The sequence below is a fragment of the Arcticibacter svalbardensis MN12-7 genome (assembly GCF_000403135.1).
Lineage (GTDB): Bacteria > Bacteroidota > Bacteroidia > Sphingobacteriales > Sphingobacteriaceae > Arcticibacter > Arcticibacter svalbardensis.
Map to the genome: position 1 here is coordinate 47,818 of NZ_AQPN01000023.1, position 16,132 is coordinate 63,949.

The 16,132-nt window shown below is 38.7% G+C and carries 10 protein-coding genes; 4 read left to right on the forward strand and 6 right to left on the reverse strand.

Going from position 1 to position 16,132, the window contains the following annotated elements; translation table 11 throughout:
• Nucleotides 1-6 precede the first annotated feature (6 nt).
• Nucleotides 7-3,549 carry a chromosome segregation protein SMC gene (gene smc, locus ADIARSV_RS03195; protein WP_016193931.1) on the reverse strand — a complete coding sequence of 1,181 codons (3,543 nt, stop codon included), beginning with the start codon at nt 3,547-3,549 and terminating at the stop codon, nt 7-9.
• Nucleotides 3,550-3,656: 107 nt separating this feature from the next.
• Between smc and ADIARSV_RS03200 the strand changes: the two genes are divergently transcribed.
• Genes ADIARSV_RS03200 through ADIARSV_RS22075 form a run of 3 tightly spaced genes read left to right on the forward strand, consistent with a single transcriptional unit; the run spans nt 3,657 to nt 6,705 of the window.
• Entirely contained in the window at nt 3,657-4,109 is a 453-nt protein-coding gene (locus tag ADIARSV_RS03200; protein ID WP_016193932.1) for a hypothetical protein, read from the forward strand.
• A 50-nt stretch (nt 4,110-4,159) separates the two neighbouring features.
• Nucleotides 4,160-6,418 carry a PIG-L family deacetylase gene (locus tag ADIARSV_RS03205; protein ID WP_016193933.1) on the forward strand — a complete coding sequence of 753 codons (2,259 nt, stop codon included), beginning with the start codon at nt 4,160-4,162 and terminating at the stop codon, nt 6,416-6,418.
• A 17-nt stretch (nt 6,419-6,435) separates the two neighbouring features.
• Nucleotides 6,436-6,705, forward strand: a complete 270-nt coding sequence (locus tag ADIARSV_RS22075) for a hypothetical protein (protein WP_016193934.1) — start codon at nt 6,436-6,438, stop codon at nt 6,703-6,705.
• Between the two features lie 52 nt (nt 6,706-6,757).
• On the opposite strand, the gene ADIARSV_RS03210 is transcribed toward ADIARSV_RS22075, so the two are convergent.
• The 5 genes from ADIARSV_RS03210 to lpdA all read right to left on the reverse strand — a co-directional run bounded on the left by ADIARSV_RS03210 (nt 6,758) and on the right by lpdA (nt 12,646).
• On the reverse strand, nt 6,758-7,294 hold the full coding sequence (locus ADIARSV_RS03210) for an N-acetylmuramoyl-L-alanine amidase (RefSeq protein ID WP_200864706.1): 537 nt from the start codon (nt 7,292-7,294) through the stop codon (nt 6,758-6,760).
• A gap of 367 nt (nt 7,295-7,661) precedes the next feature.
• Nucleotides 7,662-8,522: a sigma-70 family RNA polymerase sigma factor gene (locus ADIARSV_RS03215; protein ID WP_016193936.1), complete on the reverse strand. Its 861-nt coding sequence runs from the start codon at nt 8,520-8,522 to the stop codon at nt 7,662-7,664.
• A gap of 291 nt (nt 8,523-8,813) precedes the next feature.
• Nucleotides 8,814-10,253 (reverse strand): CehA/McbA family metallohydrolase, encoded by a 1,440-nt coding sequence (locus ADIARSV_RS03220; RefSeq protein WP_016193937.1) that lies wholly within the window; start codon nt 10,251-10,253, stop codon nt 8,814-8,816.
• Nucleotides 10,254-10,321: 68 nt separating this feature from the next.
• Complete coding sequence (locus ADIARSV_RS03225) at nt 10,322-11,161, reverse strand: MBL fold metallo-hydrolase (protein WP_016193938.1); 840 nt, start codon at nt 11,159-11,161, stop codon at nt 10,322-10,324.
• 96 nt (nt 11,162-11,257) lie between these two features.
• Nucleotides 11,258-12,646, reverse strand: coding sequence for a dihydrolipoyl dehydrogenase (gene lpdA / locus ADIARSV_RS03230; protein ID WP_016193939.1), 1,389 nt, complete (start codon nt 12,644-12,646; stop codon nt 11,258-11,260).
• Nucleotides 12,647-13,043: 397 nt separating this feature from the next.
• On the opposite strand from lpdA, the gene ADIARSV_RS03235 reads away from it, so the two are divergent.
• On the forward strand, nt 13,044-16,132 hold a 3,089-nt coding region (locus ADIARSV_RS03235), incomplete at its 3' end, for a TonB-dependent receptor (RefSeq protein ID WP_052016937.1).

The window sequence follows — 16,132 nt, forward strand, 5'->3', positions numbered from 1 at the left end:
CTTTTATTAAGCGACTTCCCTAAGGTCTACAGCAACAACAATAGAAACACCCTGTTCTACCATTGTTACGCCGTATACAACATCGGTACTGGCAATGGTACGTTTGTTATGGGAAACCACAATGAACTGTGATTCAGATGAAAACTTCCGGATAATTGAATTGAATTTGTCAATATTGGAATCGTCCAAAGGGGCGTCTACTTCATCAAAAATACAAAAGGGAGCAGGCTTAAGCAGGTAAAGGGAAAATAGGAGTGCCGTTGCTGTTAATGTTTTCTCTCCACCGGAAAGCTGGTTGATGGACAGAGGTCGTTTTCCTTTGGGCCGGGCAATGATGTCAATATCAGATTCCAATGGATTCTCCGGTTGAGTAAGGATCAGGTCGCAGCTATCTTCTTCATTGAAAAGTGAACGGAATACCTCAATAAAGTTTTCTCTTACCTTTAAAAAGGACTCCATGAATTTACTTTTAGCACTCTCGTCTATTTCCTTAATCGTTGCCATTAAGGTGGCTCTGGCTTCAGCGAGATCTTTCTTTTCACTCTGAATAAAGCTGTACCGTTTGGTCATTTCCTGAAATGCTTCCATAGCCATGGAATTGATGCCACCAAATTCATCCAGTTGTTTTTTGAGTTGTTGGGTTCTCTCCTTCAGCTTTTCCTCATCTTCTCTTTCGGGCGTTTCTGTATCCAGCAGATCGGCAATATCTACGGAAAACTCAATGGAGAGTCGTTCTTTTAAGGCATTTAGTTCCAGTTTTAGATCGTTCTTTTGGGTGTTCAAAGTGGTATTGACCTGGTCGTTTTGGTCTTTGTTCCTTCGGACCTGGGTTAGCTTGGCTTCCATTTCGGTGATAAAATCCCTGGATTGTAAATAGATCTTTTCTGCTTCTTGTACTCCTTTTTCAAACTCTTCTTTCTGAATGTACATCTGGATCAAGTCTTCATCGGAATGGTCAGCGGCTTGAAGAATGCTGGTAATCTCCTGATTAATTTGAATGAGCTCCTTGCTATTGTCAGTGATTTTGACTTGAAATGTTTGCTCCTGTGCTTCACGGTAATCAAGGTCTTTCAGGAGTCCGGATACTTTATTCTGTTGCTGATGAAAGCGGATGTTTTCCTGGTTATAACGGCTTGATTTTTCAGTCAGCAATTCGGTAATTTCCAGGTATTCCTGCTGTTTTTCCATCAGCTGCAGGTTCAGTTCATGTCTTGAATCTCTTAAACGGAACAGTTCTGGTTGGGCTATTTCCCTTTTATTGGTAATGGAAATGATCTTCAGTTCGATGTCCTGTTTTCGGCTTTGACTACTTTCAATGAAGGTGATATATTGTTCGCGACGGGTATGCAGGGTAAGGCGCTCATTATTTAAGCGGATCATATCCTGATCTATTTGTTTGGTGAGTGTTTTTTTAGATGATGATTTCAGGATTTCATGTCGCTTTACTTCCTGTTCAAGGGAAGTTTTTAAGGCGTTGATTTGGATTTGTAGGGTTAGGATGCTCTTATCCAATTTATCCAGGTTACGTGCTCTTCCGATTCGTTTACCTTCAAAAAGACCTATTGATCCACCTGACATGGTAATGCGGCTCCGGCTGAATTGACCTGTGCGACTTAAAAACACGAGATTTTTGTCTGGCAGATGTTGGGAAATCTCTTCTTCATCGCCTGAGGTTAAGATAAATACATTTCGCAAAAGCTGCCTGCAGAGCCGGCTATACTTGGGGTCGGCATCAATGATATCTAATGCGGGTATAAGATTAGGTCCTGATACTGCTATCATTGGCTGTTCTGAAAGTGATTCAAGCGCATCCATGATGAAGAAATTAGCCCTTCCTTTTGAGGTGTTACTCAATAGTTGGATGGCCTTTACTGCTTCGGCTTGTGTGTCTACCACATAGTGATTCATGACCGGCTCCAGGTAATTTTCTATGGCCACCCGATATTCTTCCTTACAAAAGAGTACATCAGAAAGGAGGGGAGCCTGTTTGGTCCAGGATGTATTCTTCTTTAAAAAGCGGATCGATTCAGGAAAACCCTCCAGGTTATCCACCAGCGACTTGGTTAAATTGTATTCGTTTTGTCGGGAGTCGAGCTTGCGGCTATCTACAACCAGCTGCTCCTTAGTTTTAAAGATCTGCTCTTCGGCGAGTTTTATTTGTCCTTCGAGATCTGTTTCAAACTGTTGAAGGGCATTGAATTCTTTTATTTTGGAAACAATTTTGGTGTCAAGATCCTGGATGTCGGTATTAAATACCTCCAGTTCGGTCTCCCTTGATGTGGTATCAGCTATATGTCTGCGGCTTTCCTGGAGCAGGGCCTCTTTTTGAATATCCAGCATGCCGAGGTCTTTCTCTGCCTGATAGACACGATTTTGTATCTCGTTATTTTGCCTGATACAGGCATCTAACTGGGCTTTATAACTGAGCTGTTGTTGGGCTGTTTCATCTTGCTCTGCTTTGATTTCAGCTAATCCGGATTGAATAGAGCTCAGGTTTTCTTGTTCCTGAAGATGTTCTTCCTGGAGACGTTTTATCGAGTAAAGTACATGATTAAGCTGGTTTTTATCTTTTTCCAGTTCTTCAGTCAGTCGTTTTTCTTTATCCTGTAAAAAGCGGATCTGTTCATTTTTAATTCGCTTGTCACTTTCGTATGTTTTAATTTGAGCAGTGAAAGCGGTGCTTGCTTTTTGCTGAATGGAGAGGTTTTGTTCTTTAATCAGCTGATCCTGTTTAAGCTGTTTTAGATCGGTTTCCAGCTGTTCAATTGCTGCAAGTATGTTTTGTTGGTCTTGCTTTTGTGCTTTTTCCTTTTCAGATAAGGTATCCAATGCCTGGCGGAAGCCTGAAATGCGAAAGGAGGCTAACTTGATGCTGCTATTTTTATATTGATCTTTCAGACGGTAATATCTTTCCGCTTTTTTTGACTGGTTCTCCAGTGTTTTCAGGTTCTTTTCCAGTTCAAAAAGAAGGTCATCTACGCGGCTTAAATCTAATTCTGTTTCTTTTAGTTTGTTAAAGGTTTGTTTCTTGCGCAGTTTATACTTGGAGATTCCTGAAGCTTCTTCAAACAAGGATCTTCGGGAACCTTCCTTATTAGCAATAATTTCTTCGATCATCTTTAGTTCAATGATGGAATAGGAATCTGTTCCCATACCGGTATCCAGAAAAAGATCGGTAATGTCTTTTAATCGGCAGTGCACATTGTTTAAACGGTATTCACTTTCACCGCTACGGTATAATTTACGGGTGATGGTGACCTGAGAAAACTCGGTAGGCAGAATGTTTTTAGTATTATCGAAGCTTAAGGATACTTCCGCCATTTGCGAAGGTTTTCTTGTTTTGCTTCCATTGAAGATGATGTTCTCCATCTTTTCTGAGCGAAGCATTTTTGTGCTTTGTTCACCCAATACCCAACGGATGGCATCTACGACATTGGATTTTCCACAGCCATTAGGTCCGGCTATTCCAGTAATGCCTGCATTGAAGTTGATGGTTATTTTGTCTCCAAAACTTTTAAAGCCTTTGACTTCCAGCCGCGTTAACTGCATTTTTCTTGTTTAATCGGATAATCCACAATCCTTGTTCCTAATGTATGACAAAGTAATGAAATTAGTACGAATTAGGAGAATCAGCAATTAAACCTTAACTTTAAAATATGGAACAGTATTTCCCTTTTATCATTGCTGGCGGCTATTTTGCTTATAAGATTTATACCAACTTTCAGAAGATGCAGGAAGAGGCAAAGAAAAGGAATCCTGCAGTTCCTCATGATGGTAGGGTAGTAGAAAAGCCTAAAACTAAAGGACCTGTTCCCTCAACAATGCCTAAGCCCTCATTAGCGGGACAGCTTAAACCTGCTCCATTTCTAGTTCAGGAAGTGGATGATCCTAGACATGCTGAACCTACTTACAAGTCAGTTTATGAACAACCCTTACATGAAAAACGGGCGGCTAAAAATAAAACTTCCAGACCTGTTAAAAGTGCCATTCCTTCCCGAATTAAACTATCAGACAAGATCATTCATGATGATGTTCCCGAAGAGGTTTTTCATTTTGATATGCGGGAGGCCGTAATTAATCAGGCTATATTAGAAAGGCCTCAGTATTAATTTTTTGCATTCATAAGGAAGATAATTTAAATCCTACAACTTATTAACGCATGTTAAATCGTAGTACGCTATTCAGTAATGGCTTGATGGTATTGAAGAATGAGATAGTTTTTCAGCTGTTTAAATATATTCCCTTTATAATCCTGCTGTTATTTAGTGGCAGGTCGTTTAGTCAGGCACCCGAACATCCTACTGCCTCCAAGATTCTTCTTGATATGAAGAAGCTAAATGTGCTGGGTACTGTGCTTTATATGGCGGCGCATCCGGATGATGAGAATACCATGTTGATTACCTACATGTCTAATGAAAAACTGTATAATACAGGTTATCTTTCGCTGACAAGAGGTGATGGTGGACAGAATCTGATTGGTCCGGAGATCAGGGAAAAGCTGGGCATCATCCGTACTCAGGAATTGTTGCAGGCAAGGCGTACAGATGGGGGAAAACAATTCTTTACCCGGGCAGTAGACTTTGGCTTTTCAAAGAGTCCGGAGGAAACCTTTACGATATGGAACAGGGAACAGGTTTTGTCTGATGCCGTATGGGTCATTCGGAAATTCAGACCGGATGTGATGATCACCCGTTTTCCTAAGGATTCCCGTGCCGGTCATGGACATCACAGTGCCTCCTCTATTCTTGCAGAAGAGGCTTTTGATGCAGCAGCAGATCCGAAACGTTTTCCAGAACAACTCAAATATGTGCAGGTATGGCAGGTGAAAAGACTGCTTTGGAATACCAGCAGTTGGGCATTTAAAAGTGCATCTGAATTTAGTAAATATGCGCAAGGGTTTTTGAAGATCGATATTGGGGGATTTAATCCTTTGCTGGGTAAGTCGTACGGTGAGATTTCAGCGGAAAGTCGCAGTATGCATAAGAGTCAGGGTTTTGGCTCAACAGGTCGTCGTGGGGAGAGTATAGAATATTTTGAACACACAAAAGGAGAGAAAGCGACAAATGATCTTTTTGATGGGATCAATACCAGCTGGTCAAGAGTATCGGGCTCAGCTAATGTAAGTAAGCTCATTCAGAAAGCAGTAACCGATTATACTTCATCCAATCCTGCAGCGGTTGTTCCTACCTTACTCGCAGCGCTTAAAGAGATGCGAAAACTTCCGGATAGTTACTGGAAGCCGATCAAAATACAGGAGTTGCAGAACGTAATTCAGGATGCTATGGGATTGTATATGGAGGTTACGGCTGGTGACTTTGATGCTGCACCCGAAACTCAGGTACAATTGAAAGTTGAAGTGATTAATCGTTCCGCTGTTCCCGCTATTCTGGAAAACATTCGATATGGTTTTGCCGGAAAAGATACTAGTATTCAGGTTTCCTTAAAGGAAGGGCAGGATTACAATTTCAACGCGCAGTATGTTTTACCAGCTGATGTCTCGATTTCACAGCCTTACTGGTTAAGGAAACCAGGTACTGTGGGTATGTTCAGTATTGAAAGTCAGCAGGAAGTTGGTCTTCCAGAGAATGTTCCTGCTACACAAGTGGAATTGAACCTACGGATAGGAGGCGAATTAATCAGCTTCAATGTTCCTGTTGTTTATAAACGTACAGATCCGGTGAGTGGAGAGATTTACCGTCCTTTTGTAATTAACCCTCCTGTGTTTTTAAATTTAGCAGAAAACGTGTATATGTTTGCTTCAGCAGAGCCACGTCAAGTGTCGGTTCTGGTAAAGGCGGGCAAAGATAATCTGACTGGTACTATTGCGCTTCAGCTTCCAACAGGCTGGAGGGCTGAGCCTGCATCTATTCCTGTTAGTATGAACAGGAAAGATGATGAGAAGCAGGTGACCTTTACTGTTTATCCTTCTGCGAATCAACAGGTAGGTGAATTGAAAATGATCGCTACTATTGAGGGGAAAAAGTATGATAAGAGTTTAAATGTGATTAATTATGCACATATACCTGCCCAGGTTGATTTTCCGGATGCAACGGCACGGGTTGTGCGATTGGATTTGAAAAAGAAGAACACGAAGATTGGTTATTTGATGGGTGCTGGTGATGATGTCCCCCAGAGCCTTCATGAAATAGGGTATGAGGTGACGATTCTACAAGAAAAGGATATGACGCTGGATCACCTAAAACAGTTTGGTGCTGTTATTTTAGGCGTCAGGGCTTATAATACAGTACCCAGGTTAAGATATTATCAGGCTGATCTGATGAAATATGCGGAAGAAGGAGGGACTGTGATTGTTCAATACAATGTAGATCAGTCGCTTTTGATGACTAATATCGGGCCTTATCCACTGAAGTTGTCACGGGATCGGGTTACAGATGAAAATTCAAAGATCCGTTTTTAAAACCAACCCATCCTGTATTGAATGTGCCTAATAAGATTACGAGTGCTGACTTTGAAGGCTGGGTACAGGAGCGAGGCTTGTATTTTCCAAGCGAATGGGATAGCCGGTATGAGACTATACTATCGACCAATGATTTGAATGACCCCCCTCTTGAGGGAGGGTTGCTAGTTGCCAAGTATGGGCAAGGTTATTATATATACACTGGTTATTCCTGGTTCAGGGAGTTGCCTGCCGGAGTTCCGGGGGCTTATCGTCTTTTCGTAAATATGATTTCTTTAGGAAAATAAACAATATAAAAGAGCCTGTAATCATGATTTATGATACAGGCTCTTTATTTTTTTATTCTGCGGTTCCCTTCAAATTAAGATCTTTCACTTTCTTTCTTATTCTTTTCATGAATTTAATTCCAGGATCTGTTTTTTCTGTCAGATAGGTAGAATCAGTTTCCTTCCATAGGGGCTTACCTATAAATTTAGTGTATTCATAATGTCCTATAAGATATTCAATGGAATACTTCGACTTCAGGTAGCGGATCAATGCTTCATTTGCTTTCAATTGAGCATTTGTTAATTGAGCTTTTTCACTTCCAACATTTTCAACTCCAATAGCGCAGTAATTTAGCCCTATGACATGTCTTGCAAATGTGGTATCAGGAAGAAGTTGAAAAATTGTTCCATCCCGGTCAATTAAGAATTGGGATGAAACATTTAAATTACTTGCTGATGCGATACCTTTTCTGGCACCTGGCAGTGTAGGAGAATTAAAAGCCTGAAATGTTTGTTCAATCGAGGGTATCGCTGTCCAATGAAGGACAATCATTCTTGGCTGTATAGTAGCCTCAGTTTTTACAATACCATGTCTGTTTGTGATATTCAATGGATAACTAAGCAGTAACTTTTCCAGTTGTTGTCTTTTGTTGCGCTTTTGCTTGCATAATACATAAAGACAGACCTAAAATGAATAAAAGTAACTGTTTTTTCATCATAAATTTGTTGATTGTTTAGGTAATAGACCATTTTGGGGTTAAATGCTCGTCCAATATATAGAAAATTATTAATATTTATGCAAAAGTAGATTAAAATACCGCACAAAAACGCAAAAGATTCTATATTTTAATATTTTGCGTATGAATAGTCGGGGTAATTGCTTAAAAAAAAGTTATAATGGTTATAAGGCAATATAAATTGGTAGTATGAAGGGAAATAATCAAAGTTGATTTAACGATTGTAGTGGCTTAAGAATTCTAGCCTAAATAAGATTTAAGAATTTTACTTCTTGATGCATGTCTCAAGCGCTGTAATGCTTTGTCTTTAATCTGGCGCACTCGTTCACGGGTAAGTCCAAACATTTCACCAATCTCTTCCAATGAAAGCGGTTGATTGTCTGTAATGCCAAAGAATAGGGAAATGATATGTTGTTCCCTTTCGGTTAAGCTCAGTAGAGACCTTTTTATTTCTTCGGAAAGTGATTCATTAATCAAAATACTATCTGTATTTGGTTGTGGGTTTTCAAGCACATCAAGCAGTGTATTCTCTTCACCCTGAACAAAGGGGGCATCCATAGAAATATGTCGACCTGAATTGCTCAAGGTATCAGAGATTTTTTCTGCTGTAGTTTCAAGTGTATCGGCGAGTTCTTCAGGAGAGGGTTCACGTTCAAATTCTTGCTCTAGTTTGGAATAAGCCTTACTTATTTTACTTAAAGATCCTACCTGATTAAGCGGTAACCGTACAATGCGGGATTGCTCGGCAATAGATTGTAAGATAGATTGACGAATCCACCATACGGCATAAGAAATAAACTTAAAACCTTTGGTTTCGTCAAAGCGACTTGCTGCTTTAATCAGACCCAGGTTTCCTTCGTTGATTAAGTCGCCTAGTGTGAGTCCCTGATTCTGATATTGTTTAGCAACAGAAACCACGAAGCGCAAATTTGTTTTGGTTAACTTTTCAAGGGCAGCCTGATCGCCTTCCCTTATTTTTTGGGCAAGTGCTACTTCTTCTTCCGCTGAAATCAGGTCTACTTTACCTATTTCATGGAGGTATTTATCGAGAGACTGAGACTCCCGGTTCGTTATTGATTGAGATATTTTTAGCTGTCTCATTTATGTCAAACCTTTTCTTGATTTCTAAATCCAAGTTAGTGAAAATAACAAATGATTATAACAAAAAGTTAGGCTTTTATATATTTTTTTTGTTGTAAGTCATTCTTAAATATTCAACTTCAAATTTTCCAAAGCGGATTAAGTCATTTCTTCTCCATGCTTCTCAACTAAATTCCCTTGCCCGTTCATCTAGTTATCATTTCTAATATTATATTATTGTTAATAGAAGTAGCTTGTTTTTACTATATGTTTAGTTTTTAACCTCTCCATTTACATATGTGTATAATTAAATTAATTAATATTTAACCATGCAGGATTTGTTAAGGCCAGTAAATCGCCCTGTGCATTGCGCACTTCAACTCTTAAAAAGGTAGGTGCATCACCGTTTAACTTCCAATTTATGGATTCATCAGAGGTCTTGATTGCAATTGTTTTTAGTATTCCTAAAGCACTGTGTAGCGTAACGATAGTGTCAGGGCAATTTTTTACTCGTAATAATATATTGAAACGTTGTCCTGCTTTCAGTAGTAGCGTATCACCTAAACCCACATTTTGACTCTCTGCGGTAAGTGAAAGATTGATATCCATATCATCCATTGAGGTTACATACGCCTTACCTTGTTTGATCCCATTAATAATGGCATTTTTAGAAAGCCCCGAAGCATACACCACAGTTTGTGGAACTCCAAGGTAATTAGGAGAGCCTGCTTTTTTATGAGTATCACTTGCCCCTATAGCAATTTTCTTTTTTCCCTGGCGGAGTTGTTCATCCCACCATTTGAGCGCACGATCATTTAAACCGTTCCAAGTACCGTTCCACACCTCTATACAATCAAATAAATCAGCGTCATAATAAAAGCTGTTTATGTATTTTACATTAAAAAAGGGATGATTAATCACAGAGAGGCCGCCATTATTATGAACCTTGCTAATCATCTGGCCAATCCTATTCTGCTCAGGTGTAAACCTCCAATCTATATACGTATCCGCATTAAGGCCTATTGCATTCCAATGCCCATATTGCGTAGAAGTAACTTCCTCACCGTTAATTATTAACAGGTTTTCAGTATTATACAGGCCCCAGCTGATATTTGCACTGTTAGTATTGTGCTCTGTTGAAATGATAAAATCCAGATGTTTTTCTTTCGCTTCATCAATGAGCTCTTGCTGAGTGCGTTTGCCATCTGAATGAAGGGTATGCGTATGCAGATCCCCACGATACCATCCTGGTTTATTATTTATAGATTTAGGTGTAGGGGAGACCTTAAATTCATTGTTGTCTTTCCCAGCTATTAATTTGACCTCTAATTTCCAATCTATACCAGCAGGAATGATTGTGGAAGGATAAATTAGAATATTCCATAAACCCTTTTGAATCTTTCCTGGGATATATCCCGTGGATGCCTGATCGGCCTGAATAAAGAATTCTTTTTTAGCACCACCAGACCAACCTCTGAACCCTAAAGGGTTAGCCGGAGTATACCCTCTTGGGTCATAAATGCCCATATTTAATACGTTTTTATCCGGATTGCCACTTTCGTTGTAAGATTCCTTTACCTCGATCTTTGTGATTCCAGCAGGTACTGCAATAGGTACATATAGTAATTTAAATAAACCGCTGGAATCTATATGGCCGGTTTTTATAACGATTGAACTATCTTGAGCGCAAACTCCTGTACCTATTGATAAGAATATGATCAGGATAATACTGTTTTTGATGATGTACAACATGCAGCTAACCTAGACAGTTAACTTTAAGCTATTATTAAGGTTGTATCAAGATTTAGGATTTTTAGTATTTAAAGGTCTTTGAGCAGAAAAGTATCGGCTATACGAACACCCTTTTCGGTCATTTGCAAGGTGCAGCATTCAATATAAGGGTCATGCTCAAAGAATAAGATGTAGTTATTATCAACTGCCTCTTGAAGAAATGATCGTTTTTCATCCATTGATTTCAGCGGATAAACATCATAACCTGGAACATAAGGAATTGGAATATGTGATACAGTTGGAATCAGGTCGGCAACAAATACAATGGTTTTACCTTTATATTGAATTATAGGAAGCATCATCGATTCGGTATGACCAGATACTAACTTGATTGTGATTTCTTGTGGAAAAAGGTTGTGCTGATCTCCATCAATAAACTTTACGACGTTCTTTTTTCTGAGGGGAAGGAAGTTTTCTCTTAGGAAGGATGCTTTTTCGCGATCATTAGGATGGAGTGCCCAGTTCCAGTGTACGGAATTTGACCAATAAACAGCGTTTGGAAAGGAGGGGATAAGCACCTCGTTTTCTTTCATTACAGCGGCACCAGCATGGTCAAGATGAAGATGGGTGAGGAACACATCGGTAATATCCTTACGGGAAAAACCATGGGAAGCAAGAGAATGATCCAGCGTATGCTCACCATACAAATGGTAGTAACTCAGGGCTTTTTCACTTTGTTTATCCCCGATTCCTGTGTCCACTAAGGTAAGACGGTCATCCGTTTGAATCAGCAGGCAGCGCATGGCCAGTTCAATCAAGTTATTTTCATCGGCAGGATTCGTCTTGTTCCATATTGTTTTAGGAACGACGCCAAACATGGCACCGCCATCTAATTTGAAATGACCGGTATTAATGGAGTAAAGATTCATGTTTTAGTTTTAACAGGTAATCAGTTTTAAAAGTTCAACAATAAAAAAACCTGCTTGAAGGCAGGTCTTTTTATTGTTGAAAATCTAATTCATTTATTATAAGTGAATCACTTCGCCATATGCATCAGCAGCAGCTTCCATAATCGCTTCACTCATAGTGGGGTGGGGGTGAACCGTTTTCACGATGTCCATACCTGTAGTTTCCAATTTACGGGCTACACAAACCTCTCCAATCATTTCAGTAACATTGGCACCGATTAAATGAGCTCCAAGGAATTCACCGTATTTAGCATCAAAGATCAACTTAACGAAACCATCTTTGGTACCGGCAGCACTAGCTTTACCAGACGCAGAGAAAGGAAATTTACCTACTTTGATTTCGTAACCAGCATCTTTAGCACCTTTTTCAGTGTAACCTACAGAAGCAATTTCAGGAGAGCAATACGTACATCCCGGGATATTGTTGTAATTCAAAGGCTCAGGGTGATGACCTGCGATCTTTTCTACGCAAATGATACCTTCTGCAGAAGCTACATGAGCTAATGCCTGACCTTTAACGATATCGCCGATAGCAAATACGCCATCAATGTTGGTTTTGTAGAAATCGTCTACTAATACGCGTCCTTTTTCAAACTTCACACCAACTTCTTCTAAACCGAGGTTTTCAATATTTGGAGTGATACCTACTGCAGAAAGAACGATGTCTGCTTCAAGTGTTTCAGTACCTTTAGCCGATTTAACCTGTACTTTACAACCTTCACCAGAAGTATCAACAGATTCTACATTTGCACTAGTCATGAAGTTGATACCAGTCTTTTTCAGACTACGTTCTAGTTGTTTAGAAATTTCTTCATCTTCAACAGGAACAATACGGTCCATAAATTCGACAACGGTCACTTTAGTTCCCATTGCATTGTAGAAATAGGCGAATTCGATACCAATAGCACCAGAACCTACAACAATAAGGCTCTTTGGTTGCTCAGGAAGGTTCATTGCCTGACGGTATCCAATTATCTTTTTGCCATCCTGTTTCAGGTTAGGCAATTCGCGTGAGCGAGCACCAGTTGCCAGGATCGTGTTTTTAGCCGTATATTCTTTGGAAGATCCATCAGCCGCTTTCACGTCTATTTTGCCGCCTTTTTTAATCTTGGCAGTTCCCATGATCACGTCGATCTTGTTTTTCTTCATCAGAAACTGGATTCCTTTGCTCATTCCATCGGCAACACCTCTACTGCGTTTAATCACAGCACCAAAATCAACTTCTCCACCTTGTACATTGATACCATATTCGGCAGCATGATTTAGGTATTCAAATACTTGCGCACTTTTAATAAGTGCCTTTGTTGGGATACAACCCCAGTTAAGACAAATACCACCTAAAGATTCGCGTTCTATAATGGCTGTTTTAAGCCCTAGCTGGGAAGCACGAATTGCAGCAACATAACCGCCGGGTCCACTTCCGATAACTATCAAGTCGTAATTCATAGAATTCTTTATTTTATATATTATAAGGCCAAATCTACAAATTGTATGTGGTTTTTAGAAACGAATATAAATGTGTAATTGGGCAGCAATAGATTTAAAATATAACTGAATTATTGGATTTCTAAATCATGGAATTGTCCTTTTTTAAAGACATAGTTGATGGATTCCATATTAAAAGATCAAAAAGTTTAATAAAACTGTACAAATTGTGAGTAATTAATGAAATCCTTAACATTAATTTAATGTTAATTCCACTTTAATTCAGGAAATCGTATCTATCTTTGCCGCCATATTCATATTTAATTATATAAAATCGGTATTGTAACATTTAAGACCGATGGATATGTACTTGTTAAATAGAATTGAAAATTATAGTGTTTAATTTAAAGAGAAAACTATGAGGAAGAATTTACTTCTTGTTGCAATTTTTATGTTAACTGCATGTGTAACCTTTGGGCAGGTTACAACCAGTAGCTTAACAGGTCTTATTAAAGACGCTAAAGGCGAGGCTCTTATTGGCGCAATTGTTAGAGCTGTTCATCAGAGTACAGGTACAAACTACAGTACAGCGACAAACGGTGATGGAAGGTTTACAATACCAAATATGCGAGTTGGTGGACCATACCGTGTTGAGATCTCCTATATAGGATATCAAAAGAATACAACTAATAATATTACTCTTAGTTTAGGTGAGCCTTACATCTATAATGCAACCTTAAGTCAGGAAGGTCTTAGTCTTACTGAAGTACAGGTAACAGGTCGTAAAGATGCGATTATGAACAGTAGTCGTACAGGTGCTTCTACAAACATTAGTCAGGCACAGATTGAAAATCTACCTACACTATCTCGCTCATTACAGGATTTTACACGTTTAACCCCACAAGCAAATGGAAATTCATTTGGTGGAGCTAGTAACAGGTTTAACAATATTACTATTGATGGAGCTGTTAATAATGACGTGTTTGGTCTTTCAGGTTCAGGAACGCCAGGCGGTCAAGCAAGTACTCAACCTATATCCCTTGATGCGATTCAAGAAATACAGGTAGTATTAGCGCCTTATGACATTACTTACGGTAACTTTACAGGAGGTGGAGTAAATGCAATTACCCGTTCAGGTACAAATGAAGTACAAGGATCTGTTTATTTCTATGGCAAAAGCCAGGGTTTAATAGGTGAAAATCCTTTAACTAAACAGAAGTATCAAAATTTTACTGATAATCAATATGGTTTTAGATTAGGAGGACCTATTATACCCAATAAGCTATTTTTCTTTGTGAGCGGTGAATTAGGAAGAAGAGCAGCACCTACATCTTTTAATGCAGGTGAGACAGGTTCAGCAATAACTGAAGCTACAGCTAATTCTATACGGGATTATACATTACGCACGTATGGTTATGATGTTGGGGAGTCTGGTCCTATAGATTTAAAGAGAGAAAATGATAAGGTTTTCGCACGTTTGGATTGGAATATCAATGATAAACATCAGTTAACCTTACGTCATAATTATGTTAATGCATTTGACGATAATTTAAGCAGATCTGGTACATCTTTCTCTTTTGGAAATAATGCTTACAAATTCAACAACAAACAGAATATTACTGTTGCTGAATTAAGAAGTAACTTTTCAAGTAAGTTTTCAAATAATCTAATTTTAGGTTATTCTGCAATACGCGATAACAGAGAGGTTGCGGGAGCTTCAATATTCCCTCAAATTCAAATAACTAATTTGGAAGGTGTATCTGCTAATAGTGCTTATTTTGGTTCTGAAAGAAGTTCTGTAGCCAATACACTTGACCAGAATATATTTGAAATTACAGATAATTTTAAGTATTATTCAGGTAAACACACCTTTACTGTAGGTACTCATAATGAGTTCTTCAGCTTTGAAAATTTATTCATTAATAACCTAAATGGTAGATGGGATTTCAATGGTGCCACTAATTACCTCAATAATAATCCTCTAAGAGCCAGAGTTTCGTATTCTTTAATTCCGGGTGACAACACTCCGGCTGCTAAGTTTAGCGCTGCACAACTAGGTTTTTATGCTCAGGATGAATTCAATGCGTTTGAAGGATTTAAACTTACTGTTGGTTTGCGTGCTGATGTACCAATCATAAGTGATAAACCATTGTTTAATCAGACTGTAAGTGATACTTTCGCTGGAGTAAGAACTGATGAAACACCTAGTGGTAAGTTTTTATGGTCACCTCGTTTGGGCTTTAACTACGATGTAAATGGTGACCGTTCTTTACAATTAAGAGGTGGTGCTGGTATATTTACAGGCCGTGTTCCTTTCGTATGGTTATCAAATCAATTTATTAATAGTGGTTTAGTTTTAGGCACAGTTGATATCACTGATGATGTTAGAGTAACTTCACCTTTAAATACTGTTAACGGTGGAAATGGGTTTGAGCCAAATATCGATAATCAGAAAAATGTAGGTGGTCCTGTTGCTACTACAGAGATAAATGCGGTTGACAAAAATTTTAAAATTCCTCAAGTTGCAAGATTTAACTTGGCAGCGGACATTAAACTGCCTTATGGTTTAATAGGAACTGTTGAAGGTATCTACTCTAAAACATTGAATAATGTTAATTATAGGGATATTAATCTAAAGCCATCTGTAGCAACTATTAATCCTGCCTATTCAAATGGAGCAGATAATAGACCGTTGTTCAGTACAGCAGCAGCAGGTAAGGTTAGTACAGCTTATACCAATGTTGTTTATTTAGAAAATACAGATAGAGGGTATAACTACAGTTTAACAGGTCAGTTGCAGAAACAATTTAATTTTGGTTTTAACGCCATGTTTGCTTATACCTATGGAAGAGCGACAGACGTCAATTCAGGAACCAGCAGTACTGCATTGTCAAATTGGGAGTTTGTTCAAAATGTAAATGGTCCTAATGATGTGCCATTAGCTACATCTTATTATGAAACCCGCCATCGTTTGGTTGGAAGTGGTAATTATAAAATAAGCTATGGTAAAGGAAATGCATTCGCTACAGGTTTGTCTTTGTTTTATTCAGGTTTTTCTGGAACCCCATTTACTTACTTGTATAATGGTGATTTAAATGGTGATGGACGTTTTGGTAATGATTTATTATTTGTACCAGCAGACCAGAGTCAGATTAATCTTGTGACCTATACAAATAGAGTTACTCTAGAAGTTCTTACTCCAGCTCAACAATGGGCAAATCTTGATAAATTCATTAGTGATGATCCTTACCTAAGTAAGCTTAGAGGTCAGTATACCAAAAGAAATGGTGCTACTACACCTTGGGAACATCATTTTGACCTACGTATCACACAAGACATTGGTGGTATAGTTATGGGTAAAAAGAATGCGCTTCAATTGACTTTTGACATTTTCAATGTTGGAAACCTACTTAATAAGGATTGGGGACGTTCATACTTTAACTCAAATCAAGCAGTGTCACTCATCGCCACAAGTGGTACTGGTTTCAATTATATTAGAACAAATCC